The organism is Streptomyces himalayensis subsp. himalayensis, assembly GCF_013778455.1.
Classification (GTDB): domain Bacteria; phylum Actinomycetota; class Actinomycetes; order Streptomycetales; family Streptomycetaceae; genus Streptomyces; species Streptomyces himalayensis.
Window position 1 is genome coordinate 153,745 of record NZ_JACEHE010000002.1, and the last position, 20,451, is coordinate 174,195.

Here is a 20,451-nt window from a genome sequence, read left to right on the forward strand (position 1 = left end):
CTGACATCCGCCTTGGACCCGGCGGACCGGCCCCCGATTGGCCCCCTCCCGCACAGCTTGCGACGCGGGTGCGGCAGACTTGTGACTGATCACACTATTTGGACCGTCCGGCAAAATGGGGAGCACGGTCCCCTGATGCAGGTCGACAAGGAGAGAACTCGTGGACGACGTTCTGCGGCGCGCCCCGCTCTTCGCGGCGCTCGATGACGAGCAGGCCGCGGAGCTCCGCGCCTCCATGAGTGAGGTGACCCTCGCCCGAGGTGACTCGCTCTTCCACGAGGGCGACCCCGGTGACCGCCTCTACGTGGTCATGGAAGGCAAGGTCAAACTCCACCGCACGTCCCCCGACGGCCGCGAGAACATGCTGGCCGTCCTGGGCCCCGGCGAGCTCATCGGCGAGCTGTCGCTGTTCGATCCGGGCCCGCGTACGGCGACCGCCACCGCCCTCACCGAGGTCAAGCTGCTGGGCCTCGGCCACGGCGACCTCCAGCCGTGGCTGAACGCACGCCCGGAGGTGGCCGCCGCGCTGCTGCGCGCCGTCGCCCGGCGCCTGCGCAAGACCAACGACCAGATGTCCGACCTGGTCTTCTCGGACGTCCCGGGCCGTGTGGCCCGAGCGCTCCTGGACCTGTCGCGCCGCTTCGGTGTGCAGTCCGAGGAGGGCATCCACGTCGTGCACGACCTGACGCAGGAGGAGCTCGCCCAGCTGGTCGGTGCCTCCCGCGAGACGGTCAACAAGGCGCTCGCGGACTTCGCGGGCCGCGGCTGGCTCCGCCTGGAGGCCCGCGCCGTGATCCTGCTGGACGTGGAGCGGCTCGCCAAGCGCTCGCGCTGACGCGCGGTCGTCTCTCGACGTTACGGCGACGGGGTCCCGCCCAACCGTGGGCGGGACCCCGTCGTGCGTGCCGGAACCAGGCACCAGGCACCAGGGACCAGGCGCGCCGCGCGTACCGACGTGCCACGGGTCTCCGGACCGGCTAGATCAGCCCGTGCTCCCGCAGATAGTCCAGCTGCGCCCTGACGGACAGTTCGGCGGCCGGCCACAGGGAGCGGTCCACGTCGGCGTACACGTGGGCCACGATCTCGGAAGCCGTGCGATGGCCGTCTTCGACAGCCGTCTCGACCTGCGCGAGCCGGTGGGCGCGGTGCGCGAGGTAGAACTCGACGGCGCCCTGGGCGTCCTCGAGCACCGGCCCGTGGCCGGGCAGCACCGTGTGAACGCCGTCGTCGACGGTGAGGGAGCGCAGCCGGCGCAGAGAGTCCAGATAGTCGCCCAGCCGCCCGTCCGGGTGAGCCACCACGGTCGTGCCGCGGCCCAGGATCGTGTCCCCCGTGAGCACCGCGCGGTCGGCCGGCAGATGGAAGCAGAGCGAGTCGGCGGTGTGCCCAGGGGTCGGTACGACGCGCATCTCCAGCCCGTCGAGGCGCACGACGTCCCCCGCGGCCAGGCCCTCGTCGCCGAGCCGCAGGGCGGGGTCGAGGGCACGTACCTTCGTGCCCGTCAGCTCCGCGAAGCGCGCCGCGCCCTCCGCGTGGTCCGGATGTCCGTGCGTGAGCAGTGTCAGCGCGACCCGCTTGCCCGCCTGCTCGGCGGTCTCGATCACATGGCGCAGGTGCGCGTCGTCCAGCGGGCCAGGGTCGATGACCACTGCGAGCGCGGAGTCCGGTTCGGAGACGATCCAGGTGTTCGTCCCGTCGAGCGTCATCGCCGAGGCGTTGGGGGCGAGGACGTTGACGGCACGTTCGGTCGCGGGGCCGGAGAGCACCCCGCCGCGGGGCTGGCCCGGGAGAGCGGTGGCGTCGGTCATGTGGCGGGTCCCCGGGTCGGGATCGGGATGGACTTGGTGAACTCGTCGTGCCCCGGCCAGGTCAGGACCACGTTGCCGTCCTCCAGACGGGCCTGGGCCAGCACCGGCGTCATGTCGCAGGAGGGCGCGGCGGCCAGCGCCTCGGCCGCCGAGTCGTACGCGGCGAGCCGGCGCAGCATCGCGATGGTCGGCGGCATCATCAGCAACTCGCCCGCGTCGTATCGGGCGGCTGCCTCGGCGGGGCGGATCCACACGGTGCGGTCGGCCTCCAGGGAGGCGTGGAGGGTGCGCTGGCCCTCGGGGAGCGCGGCCACGAAGAACCACGTGTCGTAGCGGCGCGGTTCGAACTCGGGCGTGACCCATCGGCCCCAGGCGCCGAGCAGATCCGAGCGCAGGGCCAGGCCGCGGCGGTCCAGGAACTCGGCGAAGGACAGGTCACGGCCGATCAGCGCGACGCGGTCCGCCTCCCAGTCCTCGCCGGTGATGTCCCCCACGACGGTGTCCGCGGTCGGCCCGGCGAGCAGGACGCCCGCCTCCTCGTACGTCTCGCGCACCGCCGCGCAGACGATGGCCTGCGCGGACGCCTCGTCAACGCCGAGGCGGGCCGCCCACTCCGCGCGCGTGGGGCCGGCCCAGCGGACCAGGCGGTCGTCGTCGCGCGGGTCGACACCGCCGCCCGGATATGCGTACGCGCCTCCGGCGAAGGCCATGGAGGCGCGCCTGCGCAGCATATGGACGGCAGGGCCGCCGTCGCCGTCCCTCAGCAGCATGACGGTGGCGGCCCGGCGCGGGGTCGCCGGGGTGAGCTCGCCGCTCGCCAGGGCGCGGATGAGGCCGGGCCACTCCGGTGGGTACCACTGACCATTTGCCATGGCCGGAGGCTAACCCGTGGCGGGCGAATGTTCGAGGGGCATGATCGGCCGTGCCGCACCGCCGGGCGGCACACGCCACAACGTCTCAGCCCTCGTCCGTACGGCCCGTAGGCCCGTCAGGTCTCAGCCCTCGTCCGTGAGCTCCACCTGGATCTCGACCTCCACCGGAGCGTCCAGCGGCAGCACCGCGACACCGACGGCGCTGCGCGCATGCACGCCCTTCTCGCCGAGGACCTCGCCGAGCAGCTCGCTGGCGCCGTTGAGCACGGCGGGCTGGCCCGTGAAGTCGGGGGCGGAGGCGACGAAGCCGACCACCTTCACGACGCGTGCGATCCGGTCGAGGTCGCCGGTCACCGACTTGACCGCGGCCAGGGCGTTCAGCGCACACGTACGGGCCAGGTCACGGGCCTCCTCGGGTGTGACCTCCGCGCCGACCTTCCCGGTGACCGGAAGCTTGCCCTGCACCATCGGGAGCTGGCCCGCGGTGTAGACGTAGACGCCGGTCCGGACGGCGGGCTGGTAGGCGGCGAGCGGCGGCACGACTTCGGGCAGGGTCAGCCCGAGCTCGGCGATCCGCGCCTCGACGGCCCCGCTCACGCGGTCTTCTCGCGCTTCAGATAAGCCACCAGCTGCTCGGGGTTCGGCCCGGGCACGACCTGGACGAGCTCCCAGCCGTCCTCGCCCCAGGTGTCCAGAATCTGCTTTGTCGCGTGCACGAGAAGAGGCACGGTCGCGTATTCCCACTTGGTCATGTGGCCGACTGTAGCCGCCCTGAACGGTGGCCTCGTGCGTAGCCCGGTCCGTCACTGGTTAGGCTCGAAGACGTGAGCAGGCTCCAGGTCGTCAGCGGCAAGGGCGGTACCGGCAAGACCACGGTGGCCGCAGCCCTCGCGCTCGCCCTCGCGACCGAGGGAAAGCGCACCCTCCTGGTCGAGGTCGAGGGCAGACAGGGCATCGCGCAGCTCTTCGAGACGGAAGCCCTTCCGTACGAGGAGCGCAAGATCGCGGTGGCTCCCGGGGGCGGGGAGGTGTACGCCCTGGCCATCGACCCCGAGCTGGCGCTGCTCGACTACCTCCAGATGTTCTACAAGATGGGCGGCGCCGGCCGCGCGCTCAAGAAGCTCGGCGCCATCGACTTCGCGACCACCATCGCGCCCGGCCTGCGCGACGTGCTCCTCACCGGCAAGGCCTGCGAGGCGGTCCGCCGCAAGGACAAGCGCGGCCGCTTCGTGTACGACTACGTGGTGATGGACGCGCCGCCGACCGGCCGCATCACCCGCTTCCTGAACGTGAACGACGAGGTCGCGGGCCTGGCGAAGATCGGCCCTATACACAATCAGGCGCAGGCCGTCATGCGGGTCATCAAGTCGCCCGAGACCGAGGTGCATCTGGTGACGCTGCTCGAGGAGATGCCGGTCCAGGAGACGGCGGACGGCATCGGCGAGCTGCGTGCCGCGCAGCTGCCGGTGGGGCGGATCATGGTGAACATGGTGCGGCCCGCCCTCCTCGACGAGGCCTCTCTGGAGCTCGCGCAGAGCGTGCCGCGGACCGCCCTCGCCAAGACGCTGTCGTCGGCCGGCCTCGGCGGCGCGCGCCGCGGCGGACTCGCTGAGCGTCTCGTGGGCCCGCTGCTCGAACAGGCCGAGGAGTACGCCGAGCGGTACGCCTTGGAGCGCGACCAGCGCGCCGTACTGGCCGAGCTCGGTCTGCCGCTGCACGAACTGCCGCTGCTCACCGAGGGAATGGACCTGGCAGGCCTCTACCGGCTCTCCACGGAACTGCGGAAGCAAGGGATCTCATGACGCTGGACGCGGTGCGCACGCTCGACGTCGACCCCCTGCTCGACGACCCGAAGACCCGCATCGTGGTCTGCTGCGGCTCGGGCGGCGTCGGCAAGACGACCACGGCCGCGGCCCTCGGGCTGCGCGCCGCCGAGCGCGGCCGGAAGGTCGTCGTCCTCACCATCGACCCGGCCCGCAGGCTCGCCCAGTCGATGGGCATCGACTCCCTCGACAACACCCCGCGCCAGGTCAAGGGCATCGACGAGTCCGCGGGCGGCGAACTGCACGCCATGATGCTCGACATGAAGCGCACCTTCGACGAGATCGTCGAGGCGCACGCGAACGGCGACCGGGCCCGCCAGATCCTGGAGAATCCCTTCTACCAGTCCCTGTCGGCCGGCTTCGCGGGCACGCAGGAGTACATGGCGATGGAGAAGCTGGGCCAGCTGCGCTCCCGCGACCAGTGGGACCTGATCGTCGTCGACACACCGCCGTCGCGCTCCGCGCTGGACTTCCTGGACGCGCCCAAGCGGCTCGGCTCGTTCCTGGACGGCAAGCTGATCCGGGTCCTGATGGCGCCGGCGAAGATGGGCGGCCGGGCCGGGATGAAGTTCCTGAACGTCGGCATGTCGATGATGACGGGCGCGCTGGGCAAGCTCCTCGGCGGTCAACTCCTGCAGGACGTCCAGACGTTCGTGGCCGCGATGGACACCATGTTCGGCGGCTTCCGCACCCGCGCCGACGCCACGTACCGGCTGCTGCAGGCGCCCGGCACCGCGTTCCTCGTGGTGGCGGCCCCGGAGCGGGACGCGCTGCGTGAGGCGGCGTACTTCGTGGAGCGGCTGGCCGCGGAGGACATGCCGCTGGCCGGTCTCGTACTGAACCGGGTGCACGGCAGCGGAGCAGCCCGGCTGTCGGCGGAGCGGGCGCTCGCAGCCGCGGAAAATCTCGATGCAGAAAATCTTGACGAGAGCCGCATTGTGGATCAGGACGGCGGGAAGGCTGGAGTTCGTAACTCCCCCGAAACACCGGCCGACTCTGCCAAGTCTGCTGCCTCCGACCGGAGTTCGCACAATCCCGGCCCATCCGCCGGTTCGGAATCTCCCGATGAAGGCTCCCCCGCCTCGGACCGAACCGACGGGAACGACGGAACCAACAGGCCGGCCGAGCAACCAGCTGAACAACTGACCACTCTGACCGGGGGCCTGCTGAGGCTGCACGCCGAGCGGATGCAGCTGCTCGCCCGTGAGCAGCGCACACGCGATCGCTTCACCGCGCTCCACCCGGAGGTGGCCGTGACCGAAGTGGCCGCTCTGCCCGGTGATGTGCACGACATCGCAGGACTGCGGGCCATCGGAGACCGGCTCGCGGCCGGAGAAGGCCCGACCGGAGCTGCCTGAACCCCATATCCGCTATCCGCAGAGGGGTTTGTCACCCCGCTGCTGCAGAGGGCTTTGTTGCTGCAGAGGGGCTTTCCGCGCCGACAGCGTCGGGCGGTCAGCCCACCGCCGCGTAGCTCTCGTACACCTCTTCTTCAGCGTCCATCGGCAGCAGACCCGCTCCGCGCTCGTATTCCGTGCGCGCGGTCTCGAGCAGCCTGCGCCACGAGGTGACGGTGGGCCGCCTGCGCAGAAGCGCACGGCGCTCCCGCTCGGTCATGCCGCCCCACACGCCGAACTCGACGCGGTTGTCCAGCGCGTCGGCCAGGCACTCGGTGCGCACCGGACACCCGGTGCAGACCGCCTTGGCCCTGTTCTGCGCTGCTCCTTGTACGAACAGTTCGTCCGGATCAGTAGTGCGGCAGGCCGCCTGCGCACTCCAGTCGGTTACCCAGCCCATACCGGCGCCGTCCTCTCCCGAATCGAGGCTCCCCCACGGCGGCAGCGGCATATTCACCGCCGCCAGTTGAGGACGTTACGGAAGGTGGGCACAGCGCAACACCCCCTTCGGGCCCAATCTTGAATGGCCCGAACGGACTATGCGTACGCGGCAGATCACCCAACGGAGTGAGCTGGCGACATGCGTAAGGAACCCGGCAAACCGGGACAGTTCAGTTGAGTCACAACGGACGACCGATGACACATAAGGCAGATTCGGACACGCGCCCACCACGGGGGAAGGTTGACATCCAGTAACGATTCGGGTTCGCGGGACGCTACGCCGTGACTTGCGGTGGGGCCGTCGAGGGGACCAGTTGAGGGCTGCCCCAAAAGTCCCCGAACGGCCGGGTATGACCGACACTGCCGTGACAATCGAGAGCAGCTTAGGCCAAGGGATATACGGCTGTCCGGCGAATCAGAACGTAGGCTTCCCCCATGGCAAACAAGCGCTCGGGTGGTGGTCTGTCGCCCACGCAGCAGGCGGCCAAGTTCCTCGGTGTCAGTGTGCTCGCTGGAGCGGTGCTGGCCGGTATCGGGCTGCCCGCCGTGGGCGCGCTCGGACTTGCGGCCAAGGGGTCGGTCGAGGGGTTCGACGAGATCCCGGCGAATCTGAAGCGGCCGCCCCTGAGCCAGCGGACCACGATCCTGGACAGCAAGGGCGGCACCATCGCCACGGTCTACTCGCGCGACCGTACGGTGGTCGAGCTCAAGGACATCTCGCCGTACATGCAGAAGGCGATCGTCGCGATCGAGGACGCCCGCTTCTACGAGCACGGCGCGGTGGACCTCAAGGGCATCCTGCGCGCGCTCAACGAGAACGCGCAGAGCGGCGGGGTGGCCCAGGGCGCGTCCACGCTGACCCAGCAGTACGTCAAGAACGTCTTCGTCGAGGAGGCCGGCGACGACCCGACGAAGGTCGCCCAGGCCACCCAGCAGACCATCGGCCGCAAGATCCGCGAGCTGAAGTACGCGATCCAGGTCGAGGAGAAGCTGGGCAAGAAGCGCATCCTCGAGAACTACCTGAACATCACGTTCTTCGGGCAGCAGGCGTACGGCGTCGAGGCGGCCTCCCGGCGGTACTTCTCCAAGTCGGCCAAGGACCTGGACCTGGAAGAGGCAGCGCTGCTCGCCGGCATCGTCCAGTCGCCCAGCCGCTACGACCCGATCAACGACGAGGCCGAGGCCACCACGCGGCGCAACGTCGTGCTCCAGCGCATGGTCGCCACCGGCGACATCTCCCAGGAGGAGGCCGACAAGGCCAAGGAGAAGCCGCTCGGACTGAACGTCAGCAGGCCCCAGAACGGCTGCATCACCGCGGTCAAGGGCGCCGGCTTCTTCTGCGACTACGTGGAAGAGGTGTTCATGAGCGACCCCGTCTTCGGCAAGACCAAGAAGGACCGGGCGAAGATCTGGAACCGGGGCGGCCTGACGATCCGTACGACGCTCGAGCCGCAGGCGCAGAAGTCGGTGCAGGCGTCGATAAAGCAGCACGTGAAGCAGAGCGACGAGGTGGCAACGGCCGCGACCATCGTCGAGCCCGGCACCGGCAAGATCCTCGCGATGGGCCAGTCCCGCCCGTACGGCTTCGGGAAGAGCGAGAGCGCGATCAACCTGTCCGTGGACAAGACGATGAACGGCGGCGCCGGTTACCAGCCGGGATCGACCTTCAAGCCGATCGTCGCGGCGGCGGCCATCGAGGGCGGCAAGCCGGCGACGCAGTCGTACTCGTCGCCGTACGAGATGGCGTATCCGAGCCCGGTCGCACAGTGCGACGGCAAGACCTGGGTGAACACGGATGGTGCCAAGCTCACCAACGAGAACGAGTCCGAGAAGGGCCCGTACGCCATGAAGGAGGCGACCGCCAAGTCGGTCAACACCTATTACGTACAGCTGATCAGCGATATCGGCATCTGCCCGGTGACGCAGATGTCGAAGAAGATGGGCGTCGAGCGCGCCGACGGCGGGAAGATCTCCCAGGTGCCGTCGATCGCCCTGGGCACGCAGGAGATGTCGCCGCTGACGATGGCGAACGCGTACGCGACGTTCGCCTCGCGCGGCACGTACTGCACGCCGATCGCGATCGAGTCGATCACGCAGAAGCTCGGCGGCGAGGAGGAGAAGCCGCTGGCCGTGCCGAAGTCGACCTGCACGCGCGCGATGTCGGAGAAGACCGCCGACACGATCAACACGATACTGAGGGGCGTCGTCGAGGACGGTACGGGCCAGCAGGCCGGCCTGGACAGCCGTCCGAGCGCGGGCAAGACCGGTACGACGGACTCCCGCTACGCCGCCTGGTTCGTCGGCTACACGCCGAACATGTCGGGCGCCGTCTGGGTCGGCGACCCGCAGCACAAGCGGCGGATGGTCGACATCACCATCGGCGGCGTCTACCACGCCAAGGTCTACGGCGGGCAGGTCCCCGGACCGATCTGGAAGGACGCGATGACCGGAGCGCTCGCGGGCAAGCCCGCGCCCGACTTCAACCTCATCCACATCCCCGACCCGGTTAAGGACAAGGACAAGGGCAAGGGCAAGAACCGCGACGACAAGGGGAACAACGGCGGCGCCACCCAGACCCCCCTGCCCAGCATCTCCATCCCGCCGGACTTCCTCGGCGGCACGGGCAATGGCGGGACGACCAATGGGAACGGCAACGGCGGCAACTGGCCCTGAGGCGCCCTGGGCCTGACGCTGGGCCCCAGCCCGACCTCGTCGTGTCGGTGACCGGGGCTGTTACGTGGTGAGGGCGCCCCCTGAGGAAGGGGGCGCCCTCACCGACGTATGCGGATGTGCGAATGGGTGCTGCAGACGCGGTCAGCCCGCGAGAAGCTTCTTGACGACCGCGGCGACGCGGCCGCCCTCCGCCTGGCCCGCGACCTTGGGGTTCACGATCTTCATGACCTGCCCCATGGCCCGCGGCCCCTCGGCGCCGGCCGCCTTCGCCTCCTCGACCGCCTGCGCGACGATCTGCTGGAGCTCGTCGTCGGACAGCTGCTTCGGCAGGTACGCGGCGAGGACCTCGCCCTCCGCCTTCTCCCGCTCGGCCTGCTCGGGGCGGCCACCCTGCGCGAAGGCGTCCGCGGCCTCGCGCCGCTTCTTCGCCTCCCTGGTGATTACCTTCTGCACCTCGTCGTCGGAGAGCTCGCGCGCCGTCTTGCCCGCGACCTCCTCCTTCGTGATGGCGGCGAGGGTGAGCCGGAGCGTCGAGGAGCGCAGCTCATCGCGCTCCTTGATCGCCGCGGTGAGGTCTTCCTGCAGCTTCGACTTGAGCGTGGTCATGCAGTGATTCTCGCAGGTACGTCCAGCCGGACGCCCGCTGATTTCCGGCGTCCTGGGGGTCTGACACGATGGGCGTATGCGCGCGCGATACGGAGTACCCCTGGGCATCACGGCGACCGCGGCAGCGGGACTCGTCTACGCGGCGGGCTTCGAGGCCCGCTCCTTCCGGCTTCGACGGGTCACCGTGCCCGTACTGCCGCAGGGCATGCGTCCCCTGCGAGTCCTCCAGGTCTCCGACATCCACATGGTCTCCGGCCAGCGCAAGAAGCAACGCTGGCTGCGCGCCCTGGCCGGGCTGCGCCCCGACTTCGTGATCAACACCGGGGACAACCTCTCCGACCCGGAGGGCGTACCGGAGGTACTGGACGCGCTGGGCCCGCTGATGGAGTACCCGGGCGCGTACGTCTTCGGCTCGAACGACTACTACGGCCCCAAGCTGCGCAACCCTGCCCGCTACCTGGTCGACAAGGTGCGCGGCCGGCACGGGCTCAACGGCAACCCGCCCGCCGTCGGCGCCGTCCACAACCCGTGGGAGGACCTGCGCGACGGCTTCGACGAGGCGGGCTGGGTGAACCTGACCAACACCCGCGGTTCGCTGAAGATAGACGGCTTCGAGATCGCACTGACGGGCGTGGACGACCCGCACATCAAACGGGACCGGTACGCGCGCGTGGCGGGCGGGCCCCCGGCGGGCGCCGACTTCGCGATGGGCATCGTGCACGCCCCGTACCTGCGCAGCCTCGACGCCTTCACCGAGGACGGCTATCCGCTGATCCTCGCGGGCCACACCCACGGCGGCCAGCTGTGCATCCCCTTCTACGGCGCGCTGGTCACCAACTGCGACCTGGACACGGACCGCGTGAAGGGTCTCTCCACGCACTCGGCGGCCGGCAACGTCTCCTACCTCCACGTCTCAGCAGGCTGCGGCACCAATCGCTACACACCGGTACGGTTCGCTTGCCCGCCGGAGGCTACGTTGCTGACCTTGACGCCGCAGGTCTGAGATTCAGGGTCTGAGCCGCCGCCGGGTCTGAGTCGCAGGCCCTGAGACGCCGGGGCCGAGCCGCCGGGGCCGAGCGTGAGGTCTGAGAGGCCGGGTCTGAGGCGCCGGGCTTGCGGGGGCGCGTGCCTGCGGCAGGACGCCCCAGGTCAGCCAGCCCCGCAGGCGCCGGAAAACCGGATTTCGTCTCCGGCCGCCGGTCCGCTAAAGTAATCGATGTCGCCGCGACGTGAACGCCGCAACAGCGACATCGGGGTGTGGCGCAGCTTGGCAGCGCGCTTCGTTCGGGACGAAGAGGTCGTGGGTTCAAATCCCGCCACCCCGACGCAGGTCAGAGGGCCAATCGCATGATCGCGATTGGCCCTCTTTCATGCTCGGGGGGCCAAACAGGGGGCCAAACGAATTTGATCAGGCCACCGCGTCGTTCTCTTCCTCGCCCTCTGCGTCCTCCCCTTCCTGATCTTCGGCGAAGATGTCGTCCATCGCTTCGGCGCCCTGCGTGATCACAGGCCGGAGCTGTTTGCGGTAAACCGCCTCTGTGGTCGCCTGGCTGCTGTGACCGACCAAGAGCGCGATCCGCTCCAAGGGGATGCCGTGATCGGAGAGCAGAGACACGAAGCTGTGCCGGAGCTCCCGCGGCGTCCACTCCGGCTTCAGCCCGGCCTTCTTCACGATGGCCTTGAAGTCGCGCCGGACGTTGGCCGCGTCAAGCGGCTCACCGCTCCGAGTCGTGAAGACACGGCCGGTCGGACTCCACTCCATCCCTCTCGATGCCCGCTCCTGCTTCTGCCATCGCATGTGCTCTTCGAGGACTTCGACCACCTGCTTCGGCAGGGCGATGGTCCGGCGGCTCTTCCTGGTTTTGGTCTCACCGTGCTTGCGCACCGAACGCCACACCGCGACATGAGGCGGGATGCCGTCCGTCGTTTCCAGGAAGACGTGATCCCAGGTGAGGGGCCGCGCCTCTTCCGTGCGCACACCGCTGAGGAGCGAGAGCACGAGGTAGGCGTACAGCCGCGACGGGCGCGCGACGGTGAGTACGGCTTTCGCCTGCTCCAGGTTCAGTGCCTTGCTCGGTCGGCCGGGGCGCCCCTCTGGTGCGGTGACGAGTAGGGCGACGTTCCGCGCGGCCTTGTCCCTGCGCTGAGCGTGCGCGATGGAACGGCGCAGGATGGCGAGCAGGTCACGCAGGCTTCGCGTCGCGAGGAATTCGGCCCTGTCGTCCAACCAGTCGTCAACGTCGTCCGCGCTGAGTTCCTTCAGCTTCGCCTTGCCGATGAACGGGATCAGATGCTTGTTCGCCATCGAGCGGTTCTTGCCGATGGTGCCCTTCTCGTCGCGCCCCTTAAGCCCACGCTCCAACCAGTCGTTCACCGCGTCGGCCACGGTGTAGTTGGCCGGCGCCTTGACGCCGGTCTGCATCTCCTTCTTCAGGTCCCGGATCTTCTGGCGGACTTCGGTCTTCGTCTTGCCGTACACCTTCGGCCGACGGCGCTTGCCGTTCGGGGCGTAGCCCAGGGAGACGGCTCCCACGTAGCTCTTCTTGGCGGGGTCCCAATAGATGGTGTCCGCACCATGGCCAGCGCGGGTGCTCTTCGGGGTCTCGCTCATCTTCTGTTGTGCCTCCATAGGACAGGGCCGCGCCCTGAAGGGCGCGGCCCTGTGGAACTGGGGTGATGGGGAGTTCAGGCGGTGGCCTCTGCCTCGCGCTTGAGGAGTTCGACGTACTGCGCGATGTACTCCGGCGGCACGAGTCGGCGACGGCCGATGCGGACGGTGTGAAGTCGTCCGAGTCGTATCTCTTCGTAGACCATCGAGCGTCCGATCCTGAGGGCCTTGGCCGCCTCTTCGGGGCGGTAGAGGAGCTGTTCGGCAGCATCAGCAACGGTGGCCATGCGGTGGTGCCTCCTAGGCAGGGTTCCGGGGTGGGGCCCTTCTCGGGAGTCCGCGTCTGTCCGAGGTTCGGATTTCTGCGTCACAGCGTCACCTGCGTCATCCAGGCTTCTGACCTGCGGGTTTGCGTGACGCAGAGCGCGGGGAGTGCGTCACCCGTGACGCAGGCTGTCCGTCATGGGTGACGCAGGTGACGCGGCGTGACGCAGGTGGCGGCCGTCTGCGTCACGGTCGTCTGCGCAGGTCACCAGCCGTTTTCCGGGTGGCCGTGACGCAGGTGACGCAGCATTTCCCACTTAGGAAAAGGGGAGGGGGTGTCTGTGGTGGTGCAGTGCGGCTCAGGACGTGAAGAAGGAGCCGCTTCGCGGCGCGTCCATCGCAGGGCGGCGCCGCCGCCGAACAGCAAGAAGAGCACGGCCCCGCGCGGGGTGCTCCTCTTGCTCGTGCGGCCGGGCGTGCCGGTCAGAACGACTGCTGCTCGTGCGGGACCGAAGCAGGCGAGCGGGCCATCTCGATGTAGCGGCCTTCCCTGGTGCGCCCCGAGTCGATGAGCACGCCCCGCGCGGCCAGGGTCGGCTGGAGACGCTTGAGACGGTCGGAGAGGACCTTTCCGGTGGTCGGCCACCCCTTCGGCAAGGGTCGAAACTCCTCGCCCGTGTAGAGGTGGGTGAGGCAGTGCAGCCACTCGGTGGAGGTCATCCGCTGCTCTGCGCCCGGTTCGATGTCTGCGGCGTGCCGGAGGACCGTCTGCGCCAGCAGGTCACCCTCGATGACGTCGTCGTTCAGGTCGTCCAGACTGGCCCGGTAGGCGGTGAGCGCCCCGAAGCCGGTTGCCGCGTCGAGCTGCGCGCACAGGTGCGCGAAGTCCGCCATCCGCAGGTCGGTGGGGGTCTCCGCTTCCACCGAGCGGACCTTGACCGTGAGGTCCAGGAGCGAGCCGAGGACGACCGGCAGCGCGTCCGCGTACTCCGCCCACAGCTCCGCCTCGGTACGCCGGACCTTGGGCCGTTCCAGACGCAGCGGCAGGAGCCGTTCAGCGAGGTCGGGGCGGATGACTCCGACGTCGATACCGGTCAGGAGCAGGGGGCGGCGGTAGCGGGCGCGGAACACGTCCCCGTCGGTGAACAGGGCGCGCTTGACGTTCTCGGCTCCGGTCACAATGCAGCACATGGCGTCGGACAGGTCCGGGGTCATGTGGGAGAGGTTGTCCAGCGCCGTGACCCATCCCGCGGCCACCGCCGCGATCAGGTTCTCCTCGTCCTTCGGAGCCCGGCGCAGGTCGCCGCTCATGCCCTCAACGATCCTGATGAGCATGCGGCCCCCGGTGGACTTGCCCGCGCCCTGGGGGCCGGTGAGGAAGGGGGCGGGGACGGGCACGGACGGTCCGAGGCAGCCGATGAGCCAGGCGATGGCCAGGCACTCGGTCTCCGCGGTGGCGAAGTTGCACAGCCTCAGCAGCAGGTCGATGCCCTTGCCGTCGGTGTCCTTGGCAGGCAGGGGCAGTTCCCCGGTGAGCTGCGTGCGCCGCCAGCACACCTCGCGCGGGTCGGGGACAGCGATGTCCCATCCGGTGGGGTGGATGCGGACGGACTGTCCGTCCGTGCGGCCCAGGTCCAGCCACGTCGCCCCGTCGAATCCGGGGGCCACGCGGATGTGGACGGGCTGCACGTCCTCGGTCAGTGCGAGCGCTTCGATCAAGTCCAACGCCTCCTTGAGGGCGGTTCCGTTGAACACGCCCACCCCGTCCCTGAACAGGCCGACCATGAGTTCCTGGCGGTGACTGCCCGTCGTGCCCTGGGAGCGGATCGGGCGGGCGACGGGGTGGCCGTTGCGCTGCGCGTACACGGTCCCGTCGGCGGTGCGGAAGTAACGAAAGTGCTGTTGGGCGTAGTCGGTGATGACCTTGCGGGCGGGGTCCTTCTCGTCGTCGGACATGCTCACAGTCCCAACCTGGTGCGGGCGTTGGTCCACGCGTCGGTGCAGTGCCGGGGCGATTCGCCCTTGGCCTGAGCAGCGGTGAACAGCCGTGCGATATGGGCGTCGGTGATGCAGCCACACCGGCCATGGGTGGACAGCACGGCGAGGAACGTGCGGTACACGGTGGCGTGGACGGCGCTGCGGGCCTCGGTGATGCGCTGCTCTGCCATGGCGATGCCACGTTCCAAATAGGTGGGCGTGCGGTGACGGCACTCACCCTGTCCGCCCCTCAGGGGCACTGTGAGCGTCTGTGGCGCCCTGCGGGACGGGTGCGGCTTTACTGCCAGCGCGCGCACAGCGTCCGGGAGAGCGGCCGTGGCGCCGGTGCCGGGACCGAGCCAACGGGCGTAGGCCATGGAGGACTTGATGTCCACGCCGGGCCGGACCGCGTTGGCAGACTGCATGGCGCCCTGGTAGAGCCAGTGCTCACCCCTGGTGGTGCGCACGGTTCGGGTGGCGGGCAGGCTCGCACGGGCCCACGCGATGGCGTCCGCGCTGTCGAGGTCGATGACGGTAAGGCCTGCGCCGCCCGGGTGGTAGGCCACCGCTGCGGCCTCGCGCCACGCCCTCGCCCACTCCCGTGAACGCAGAACGGTGGGGTCGGTGGTGGCGGCAGCCCACGCGTGGCACGGACGGGGGCAGGCGCAGGGGCCCGAGGTCTTCATGTTCGGCCGACCCCCGCACGCGTTGCGGGCGCAGGCACGGCAGTTGCCGAACGGCACCTTCCCTGCCCGCAGCGGCAGCGGAGGCACGCCGGCCGCCGCGAGGTGAAGCGCGATGCGCAGATGGCTGTCGACGGTGCTCATGCGACCGCCCCTAGCGCCGGGGCGAGCGCGGCGTGCACTCGCCGGATGTCGGTGGGTTGCGTCATGCTGGGGGTTCTCCTGCTCTCTTGGAGGGACGGGAGGACCGGGGCGGGCGCAGGCTTTGGAGAGACGGCGCCCGCCTCGGGCGTAGCTACTGGTTGGTGATCCAGTGGGCGTACTGCTGGCGGACGTAGTGGCGCGGGTCGCAGATGACGGCCGCGTCGTCCAGGCTCATCAGCCGCTCGGCCGCCTCGTTCGCCACCTCGGCCGCGTCGCCGGGGATGTGGTCGGCTTCGTCGCGCAGCGCGATGCGGTCCAGCAACGCCGCTTTGCGGAGCCAGAAGTCACGCGGCAGCCGGGTGCCGAACGACTTGTCGGCAGCCGTCCGGGCGGTCCATCCGATTTCGCTGACGATGCTCGGGGCGAGCGCGTACGCCTCATCGGGCGCGGGCCACGGTCCGGTGTTGCTGTGGTGGTCGGCCGTGACGTACAGCCGCAACTGCTTGCCGTCGCGGGTGGGGTGCTGGCGTACGGGGCCCACGGTGAAGGCCTGCGACAGGGCGTCGCTGACGCGGTCGGTGTCGGCCGGGTCGCAGATGATGCGGATCTCGAACATGGCTTCCTTTCGTCAGGCTGCGTCGAGGAAGGGCTGTTGCCAGGGCGGCAGGCTGGCCAGGACGCGGGTACGCCAGCGCATGGCGTAGTCGATGCAGTTGGCGCAGTTCTTGTGCGTGTGGCCGGGCAGTGGGGGCCGCTTGCGGGCGTGGTAGCTCCACGCGGCGGAGTCGGCCGATGCGAGCAGATGGCCGACCCGTTCCAGGCCGAGCGTCTTGAAGCCGAAGCCGTGCAGTTTCAGCCCGCGCGCGGCCATCGCGGTGACGATCGCGGCCCCCTCGCGGGTGGACTGCAAGCGGCAGACCGAGCCGAGCCCGACGGTGGGTTCGCGGGTCAGGTCGACCCCGGCTCGCTCGTACAAGTCCGCGCACCACTCGTAGTCCGCGACCTTCCGGCCCTGAAGCACGGGAGCTATTCGCAACTCGGGGGCGAGGGAGCGCAGTTCCAGGAAGTTGGCGACGGTGCGGCGGATGTGCTCCGGCACGCTGAGGTGGGTGCCGACGAAGGTGAGCGGACCGGCCGTGCCGCCGTGGATGATGAGGTCCTCGCACATCCAGTCCTGCGGAGCGGCCCAGTCGTAGGGGCCGACGCATTCCCATATGCGGCGCAGGTCATCGATGTACTGGCGCGGGGTGCGCGTCCAGCGGCCCTGGCGCTGGATCTCCGAGAATCCGCCGGAGTCCACCGCGTACGGACCGCGCGCCTCATCCAGCTTGACCGCGTTCACGAAGTGCTCGGACTTCAGGAACAGTGGCACGTCGGTCAGGCGGACCCAATGCCGCTTGTGGGTGGTCAGGTAGAACCTCACCGATCCCCCTGCGGGAGCTCCGGGAGTCCCGCGGCTTCCAGCGCCTTGGGGTCGAAGCCGGGCAGCGTGGCGCGGGTGACGAGTGCCTGCGCGAGCTGTTCGGCGTAGGCGGCGCCGGTGCGGGCCACCTCGATTTGCGTGGTGGCGCGCAGGGTTTCGACGCGCTCGATGTGGGCGTATTCCTCGCGACGCTCGCTCGTCTCCCGCTCGAACGCCACCGTCTCGCGGCGGTCGTGCCGCCAGTAGCGGGCGGCAAGGGCGTAGGCGCCGGCAGTGGCCAGGGACCACAGCAGCAGCGGCAGCGGAAGTCCGTCGGAGTATCCGGCGACCCCGGCGAAGGCGAGGGCGCCGGAGGCCGCGAACGCGGTCCCGGTGAGGACGGAATCTCCGGTTGCGTTGCCCGCGACCACGCCCGCGGCGGCGGCCCCGGCGGACAGGACCGTCATCAACGCGGCGTTGCCGACGGAGTGTTCGGCGCCGTTGGCGTTCCAGATCCGGGCCAGGATCAGCACGGTGGACGTGGCGATGGCAGGTGCGGCCTTGGGCAGCGCGGCGGCAACCCAGTGGCGGGCCACGATCTGTTCGTTCATGGCTGCTCTCCTAGATCTTGCCGAGGGCGTTGACGACGGCGGCGGTCAGCTCGGTCACCGGCTCGGAGGCGCCGGTGGAGGCGAGGTAGAAGCCGAACATCACGGCGACGAACGCGGAGCCGTAGCCGAGGGTGTTGGAGCGCAGCAGGAAGAACAGGACCAGGCCGAACAGGGCGACCAGGGAGACGGTGATGGCCATCGGTTATCCCTTCGGGGCAGGTGTCTTGGCGGGGGTGTCGCTGCCGTCGCGGTAGACGTGCAGCCAGAGGTTGTAGAGGTGACGGCCGACGCGTATGCGCTTGCCGTGGCCCTTGCAGCGGCGGCAGTCCTTGCCCCGCTTGAGGCGGCCCTTGCGGTCGGTCTTCATCGCGAAGCCGAGCCCGCGGCACTTGCGGCAGTCGCCGTACGGGCTCGCCTTGCACAGGCTCACGTAACCGAGAGTGATGACGAGTAGGCAGCCGCTAGCAAGGAGAACCAGGGTCATGGGGTGCCTTCCAGGCGGGGTTTCCGGCGTTCTCGCAGGTCGGATGCTAGGTGCGAGATTGCTGATCAGGGCCGGTTTGGGGTGCTAGTAGGGGTGCTAGGTCTAGCAGCGCAGGTTGCTAGACCTAGCACCCGTGCGCGGTCAGCCCGTCGACCGCTTTCCGTCACGCTGGGTGATGGCGGTGGTGATGTCGGCGCGGGCGATGCCGCGGCGGGTGGTGCCCTTGCCCTTCTCGGTCGTGCCCCATACGTCCTGTGCCGTGATGCCGTGCGGGCGCAGGTTCGTGGTGACCGTCTCGGCTTTCCAGCCGCCGTAGATCTCCGGGCGCAGCGTGGCGAGGCGGGCGGCGACTTTCTCGTTCCACACCTTGTCCTCGTCCGCGGCCACCACCTTGAGGATGTCGGCGAGCAGGTCGAAGGCGGGCTCGCCGCTCTCGGGGGTCTCGCCGATGGCGTGGCCGGTGATGTTGCCGTACGCCTCGCGCATCGTGCGGGCGCGGGCCACCACCGTCTCCGCGCCGACCGCGTCGACGAACGCGCTCGCGACGATGCGCGGGTCGTCGCCCTCACCGGCCATCCAGCAGATCCCGCGGTCGGAGCGGGAGAACATGGTGGCCCGGTATCCGGCCTTGTACATCGACGTGCCGAGCACCATGTCGTTGGCGGGCTGGCCCATGACCTTCAGGCAGAACCGCAGCACGGCGTTGGCTGAGATGCCGGTGGGCAGCGACTTGGCGTCCGGGCGCTGCGTGCCGAACAGCGTCACCATGCCCAGCGCCGGACCACGCTTGCCCAGGTCAGTGGCGATCTCTTCGATCTCCGCGCCGTACTTCTCGTGCTCGAAGGGGACCTGGCACTCATCGAATCCGGCGACGATCGGGTGCAGCCCGAGGGACTTGTCGTTCGCCAGCTCCGGGGTCACCTTCGACTCCGGGCAGCGCGAGCGCGGCAGGGACTTGATGACCTTCGCCCGCCGGCGCAGCTCGGCCCGCAGCTCCCGCAGCGATTCCAGGACGTAGAGGATGTCCTCGTCCTCGTCTCCGGCCCGGTAGCGGTGGCAGACCGGCTCCAGCGCGCCGAAGTCTCCGGTGCCCTTGAAGTCGAACGCGTACAGCTCGGAGCGCGGATCCAGCGCGGCGATGAGCAGGAACAGCCGCATCAGGAACGTTTTGCCCATCCGCGGGATGGAGCCGACCACCACGGACGCGAACATGAGAGTCACGGCGACGTCGGCCATGCGCTGGTCGTTGCCGAACACCACCGGCTTGAACAGGTCGACCTGTCCCGACTTCAGCAGCGGCCAGGCGGGCTTGGTGGTCTCGTTCATGGGCTTGTCGCCCACCCACAGGATCAGCCGACCCTCGTGCTCGGTCGGGTCGGCTGACGGCCACACACAGCCGACCTTGCGGCGCAGACCGGACGCCAGCGGCTTACGGGCCTCCATGATGTCCTCCGGGGTCACACCCCACGGAAGGTCAAGGTCGGCACGGTAGCCGGGACCGTCCCGGGTGATCTCGGAGGTGAAGCGCATCCCGTTCATGTCACCGCCCTTCTTGATGGCGGCCGTCAGCTTCGGGTTGCCGATGTTGTCCAGGGCGCGCAGCACGATCGGGCCGGTGAGCTTCTGGATCTCGGTCTTCAGCACCGCGGGCCCGATCACGGGATGGTCCTGCGGGGCGCCCCAGAACCCGCACGCCAGCACCGCAGCCGCCGCCAGCACCCCTAGCCAGGCCGGGGCCATCACGTACAGGGTCAGCGCGAACGCGGCACCGAAGACCAGCGCCACGGTCGACACCAGGACCCGCAGCCGCACCCGCCCATCCCGCTGCCGCGACAGCTTCAGGTACTCAGCGGTGTTCTCCCTGCGCACCTCGTACGCGCGCAGCGGAGCACCCTCCGCATCCCACACCCACCGGTTGGTGTCCCGCACGAAGCGGGCCGCACCGCGCGGCGAGTTGAGGGTGAGCCGGAGGGCGTACCAGGGGGTGCGGATGCCGTGGAAGGCGGTGGCGTAGAAGGCGTTGCCGGTCGCCCGCTGGGCCGTCGAGACAAACCCCGGCTTGGAGGTCAGCCACGTCGGCAGGATCGGCCGACGCTTGTAGGTGGTGATACCCGGCGCCGGAAGGTCGGGCCGGTCGACCGGTCGGGCGACCGAGTCGGCCGACTCCTCATCCTCCCAGTCGGCCGACCCCGGGCCCGACTCAGTCGGGCGGGAGTCGGGTGCCGGGTCGGGAGTCGGGGCGGCCGACCCTGTGCGGGCGGATCGGGCCTTGTCGAGGTCGACTACCTCGGCGCCGGAGTCGGCGGCCATCTCGGCTTCGAGCCGGTGGAACAGTTCGTTGTCGTCGGGCTGGTTCACTTGAGCAGTTCCTTCCCGTGGGAGGAAAGGCAGGGTCCGGCCGTCGCTGTAGGAGGTGAGCGGCCGGGCCCCGCCGGATCGTGAGGGGGATGTCAGGTGGCGGTGAGGGCGCGCGTCGTTGGCGCGGTCACCACCAGCGGGACGGCTTCTTGGGCACGATGTAGGGGCAGCCGTTGTCCATGTGGTCCACGCACTGCGGGCAGTCCTCGCGGGGACGCAGGCCACGGTGCGCGCGCCGATCGTGGGCGTGCTGCCAGCACTGCGGGCACTCGCCGGGAGGCGTGTCCCTGGCGGGCATGG

General features: G+C 69.6%; 22 protein-coding genes and 1 tRNA gene. 6 read left to right on the forward strand and 17 right to left on the reverse strand.

The window, feature by feature from the left end:
* Positions 1 to 160: 160 nt before the first annotated feature.
* Positions 161 to 835 (forward strand): Crp/Fnr family transcriptional regulator, encoded by a 675-nt coding sequence (locus tag H1D24_RS04400; RefSeq protein WP_030573597.1) that lies wholly within the window; start codon positions 161 to 163, stop codon positions 833 to 835.
* Positions 836 to 977: 142 nt separating this feature from the next.
* Here the strand turns inward: H1D24_RS04400 and H1D24_RS04405 are convergent, their stop codons facing one another.
* The 4 genes from H1D24_RS04405 to sp36 form a co-directional block, all read right to left on the reverse strand.
* Positions 978 to 1,808, reverse strand: coding sequence for an MBL fold metallo-hydrolase (locus H1D24_RS04405; protein WP_181656029.1), 831 nt, complete (start codon positions 1,806 to 1,808; stop codon positions 978 to 980).
* A complete protein-coding gene (locus tag H1D24_RS04410; protein WP_181656030.1) occupies positions 1,805 to 2,680 on the reverse strand; it encodes an NUDIX hydrolase in 876 nt (291 codons plus the stop codon). Before H1D24_RS04410 ends, H1D24_RS04405 begins: the two co-directional genes overlap by 4 nt.
* A 123-nt stretch (positions 2,681 to 2,803) precedes the next feature.
* The gene (locus tag H1D24_RS04415) at positions 2,804 to 3,277 is read right to left on the reverse strand and encodes a RidA family protein (RefSeq protein WP_181656031.1); all 474 of its coding nucleotides are present in this window, start codon (positions 3,275 to 3,277) and stop codon (positions 2,804 to 2,806) included.
* On the reverse strand, positions 3,274 to 3,432 hold the full coding sequence (sp36, locus tag H1D24_RS04420; RefSeq protein ID WP_157902902.1) for a Sp36 family protein: 159 nt from the start codon (positions 3,430 to 3,432) through the stop codon (positions 3,274 to 3,276). The genes H1D24_RS04415 and sp36 overlap by 4 nt, the downstream gene beginning before the upstream one ends.
* A gap of 72 nt (positions 3,433 to 3,504) precedes the next feature.
* On the opposite strand from sp36, the gene bagA reads away from it, so the two are divergent.
* Positions 3,505 to 4,482 (forward strand): ATPase BagA, encoded by a 978-nt coding sequence (gene bagA / locus H1D24_RS04425; RefSeq protein ID WP_181656032.1) that lies wholly within the window; start codon positions 3,505 to 3,507, stop codon positions 4,480 to 4,482.
* Positions 4,479 to 5,861, forward strand: coding sequence for an ATPase BagB (bagB, locus tag H1D24_RS04430; protein ID WP_181656033.1), 1,383 nt, complete (start codon positions 4,479 to 4,481; stop codon positions 5,859 to 5,861). The genes bagA and bagB overlap by 4 nt, the downstream gene beginning before the upstream one ends.
* A gap of 97 nt (positions 5,862 to 5,958) precedes the next feature.
* Here the strand turns inward: bagB and H1D24_RS04435 are convergent, their stop codons facing one another.
* Positions 5,959 to 6,300, reverse strand: coding sequence for a WhiB family transcriptional regulator (locus H1D24_RS04435; RefSeq protein ID WP_181656034.1), 342 nt, complete (start codon positions 6,298 to 6,300; stop codon positions 5,959 to 5,961).
* 476 nt (positions 6,301 to 6,776) lie between these two features.
* On the opposite strand from H1D24_RS04435, the gene H1D24_RS04440 reads away from it, so the two are divergent.
* Positions 6,777 to 9,014 carry a transglycosylase domain-containing protein gene (locus tag H1D24_RS04440; RefSeq protein WP_181656035.1) on the forward strand — a complete coding sequence of 746 codons (2,238 nt, stop codon included), beginning with the start codon at positions 6,777 to 6,779 and terminating at the stop codon, positions 9,012 to 9,014.
* 141 nt (positions 9,015 to 9,155) lie between these two features.
* Here the strand turns inward: H1D24_RS04440 and H1D24_RS04445 are convergent, their stop codons facing one another.
* Positions 9,156 to 9,620 carry a GatB/YqeY domain-containing protein gene (locus H1D24_RS04445; RefSeq protein ID WP_181656036.1) on the reverse strand — a complete coding sequence of 155 codons (465 nt, stop codon included), beginning with the start codon at positions 9,618 to 9,620 and terminating at the stop codon, positions 9,156 to 9,158.
* 76 nt (positions 9,621 to 9,696) lie between these two features.
* Here H1D24_RS04445 and H1D24_RS04450 point away from each other — a divergent pair, with 76 nt between their 5' ends.
* Positions 9,697 to 10,623: a metallophosphoesterase gene (locus tag H1D24_RS04450; protein ID WP_181656037.1), complete on the forward strand. Its 927-nt coding sequence runs from the start codon at positions 9,697 to 9,699 to the stop codon at positions 10,621 to 10,623.
* Between the two features lie 248 nt (positions 10,624 to 10,871).
* A tRNA-Pro gene (locus H1D24_RS04455) sits at positions 10,872 to 10,945 on the forward strand.
* 83 nt (positions 10,946 to 11,028) lie between these two features.
* On the opposite strand, the gene H1D24_RS04460 is transcribed toward H1D24_RS04455, so the two are convergent.
* The 11 genes from H1D24_RS04460 to H1D24_RS04510 form a co-directional block, all read right to left on the reverse strand.
* Positions 11,029 to 12,231: a site-specific integrase gene (locus H1D24_RS04460; RefSeq protein ID WP_181656038.1), complete on the reverse strand. Its 1,203-nt coding sequence runs from the start codon at positions 12,229 to 12,231 to the stop codon at positions 11,029 to 11,031.
* 74 nt (positions 12,232 to 12,305) lie between these two features.
* A complete protein-coding gene (locus tag H1D24_RS04465) occupies positions 12,306 to 12,515 on the reverse strand; it encodes a helix-turn-helix domain-containing protein (protein WP_181656039.1) in 210 nt (69 codons plus the stop codon).
* A 460-nt stretch (positions 12,516 to 12,975) separates the two neighbouring features.
* A complete protein-coding gene (locus H1D24_RS04470; protein WP_181656396.1) occupies positions 12,976 to 14,448 on the reverse strand; it encodes an AICE element replication initiation protein in 1,473 nt (490 codons plus the stop codon).
* Between the two features lie 2 nt (positions 14,449 to 14,450).
* Positions 14,451 to 15,296, reverse strand: a complete 846-nt coding sequence (locus H1D24_RS04475) for a bifunctional DNA primase/polymerase (protein ID WP_181656040.1) — start codon at positions 15,294 to 15,296, stop codon at positions 14,451 to 14,453.
* A 151-nt stretch (positions 15,297 to 15,447) separates the two neighbouring features.
* Positions 15,448 to 15,912 carry a hypothetical protein gene (locus tag H1D24_RS04480; protein WP_181656041.1) on the reverse strand — a complete coding sequence of 155 codons (465 nt, stop codon included), beginning with the start codon at positions 15,910 to 15,912 and terminating at the stop codon, positions 15,448 to 15,450.
* A gap of 12 nt (positions 15,913 to 15,924) precedes the next feature.
* Positions 15,925 to 16,719, reverse strand: coding sequence for a deazapurine DNA modification protein DpdA family protein (locus H1D24_RS04485; RefSeq protein ID WP_181656042.1), 795 nt, complete (start codon positions 16,717 to 16,719; stop codon positions 15,925 to 15,927).
* Positions 16,716 to 17,309, reverse strand: coding sequence for a hypothetical protein (locus H1D24_RS04490; protein WP_181656043.1), 594 nt, complete (start codon positions 17,307 to 17,309; stop codon positions 16,716 to 16,718). The genes H1D24_RS04485 and H1D24_RS04490 overlap by 4 nt, the downstream gene beginning before the upstream one ends.
* 10 nt (positions 17,310 to 17,319) lie before the next feature.
* Positions 17,320 to 17,508, reverse strand: a complete 189-nt coding sequence (locus tag H1D24_RS04495; protein WP_181656044.1) for a hypothetical protein — start codon at positions 17,506 to 17,508, stop codon at positions 17,320 to 17,322.
* A 3-nt stretch (positions 17,509 to 17,511) separates the two neighbouring features.
* Positions 17,512 to 17,793, reverse strand: a complete 282-nt coding sequence (locus H1D24_RS04500; protein WP_181656045.1) for a hypothetical protein — start codon at positions 17,791 to 17,793, stop codon at positions 17,512 to 17,514.
* Between the two features lie 141 nt (positions 17,794 to 17,934).
* Positions 17,935 to 20,151: a cell division protein FtsK gene (locus H1D24_RS04505; protein WP_181656046.1), complete on the reverse strand. Its 2,217-nt coding sequence runs from the start codon at positions 20,149 to 20,151 to the stop codon at positions 17,935 to 17,937.
* Between the two features lie 127 nt (positions 20,152 to 20,278).
* Positions 20,279 to 20,449, reverse strand: coding sequence for a pRL2-8 (locus H1D24_RS04510; RefSeq protein WP_181656047.1), 171 nt, complete (start codon positions 20,447 to 20,449; stop codon positions 20,279 to 20,281).
* Positions 20,450 to 20,451: the final 2 nt, after the last annotated feature.

Coding starts and splice junctions, on each gene's coding strand:
- H1D24_RS04405 (WP_181656029.1), bottom strand. CDS start 1,808: ATGACCGACGCCACCGCTCTCCCGGGCCAGCCCCGCGGCGGGGTGCTC.
- H1D24_RS04410 (WP_181656030.1), bottom strand. CDS start 2,680: ATGGCAAATGGTCAGTGGTACCCACCGGAGTGGCCCGGCCTCATCCGC.
- sp36 (WP_157902902.1), bottom strand. CDS start 3,432: ATGACCAAGTGGGAATACGCGACCGTGCCTCTTCTCGTGCACGCGACA.
- bagB (WP_181656033.1), top strand. CDS start 4,479: ATGACGCTGGACGCGGTGCGCACGCTCGACGTCGACCCCCTGCTCGAC.
- H1D24_RS04435 (WP_181656034.1), bottom strand. CDS start 6,300: ATGGGCTGGGTAACCGACTGGAGTGCGCAGGCGGCCTGCCGCACTACT.
- H1D24_RS04440 (WP_181656035.1), top strand. CDS start 6,777: ATGGCAAACAAGCGCTCGGGTGGTGGTCTGTCGCCCACGCAGCAGGCG.
- H1D24_RS04445 (WP_181656036.1), bottom strand. CDS start 9,620: ATGACCACGCTCAAGTCGAAGCTGCAGGAAGACCTCACCGCGGCGATC.
- H1D24_RS04450 (WP_181656037.1), top strand. CDS start 9,697: ATGCGCGCGCGATACGGAGTACCCCTGGGCATCACGGCGACCGCGGCA.
- H1D24_RS04460 (WP_181656038.1), bottom strand. CDS start 12,231: ATGAGCGAGACCCCGAAGAGCACCCGCGCTGGCCATGGTGCGGACACC.
- H1D24_RS04465 (WP_181656039.1), bottom strand. CDS start 12,515: ATGGCCACCGTTGCTGATGCTGCCGAACAGCTCCTCTACCGCCCCGAA.
- H1D24_RS04470 (WP_181656396.1), bottom strand. CDS start 14,448: ATGTCCGACGACGAGAAGGACCCCGCCCGCAAGGTCATCACCGACTAC.
- H1D24_RS04475 (WP_181656040.1), bottom strand. CDS start 15,296: ATGAGCACCGTCGACAGCCATCTGCGCATCGCGCTTCACCTCGCGGCG.
- H1D24_RS04480 (WP_181656041.1), bottom strand. CDS start 15,912: ATGTTCGAGATCCGCATCATCTGCGACCCGGCCGACACCGACCGCGTC.
- H1D24_RS04490 (WP_181656043.1), bottom strand. CDS start 17,309: ATGAACGAACAGATCGTGGCCCGCCACTGGGTTGCCGCCGCGCTGCCC.
- H1D24_RS04495 (WP_181656044.1), bottom strand. CDS start 17,508: ATGGCCATCACCGTCTCCCTGGTCGCCCTGTTCGGCCTGGTCCTGTTC.
- H1D24_RS04500 (WP_181656045.1), bottom strand. CDS start 17,793: ATGACCCTGGTTCTCCTTGCTAGCGGCTGCCTACTCGTCATCACTCTC.
- H1D24_RS04510 (WP_181656047.1), bottom strand. CDS start 20,449: ATGCCCGCCAGGGACACGCCTCCCGGCGAGTGCCCGCAGTGCTGGCAG.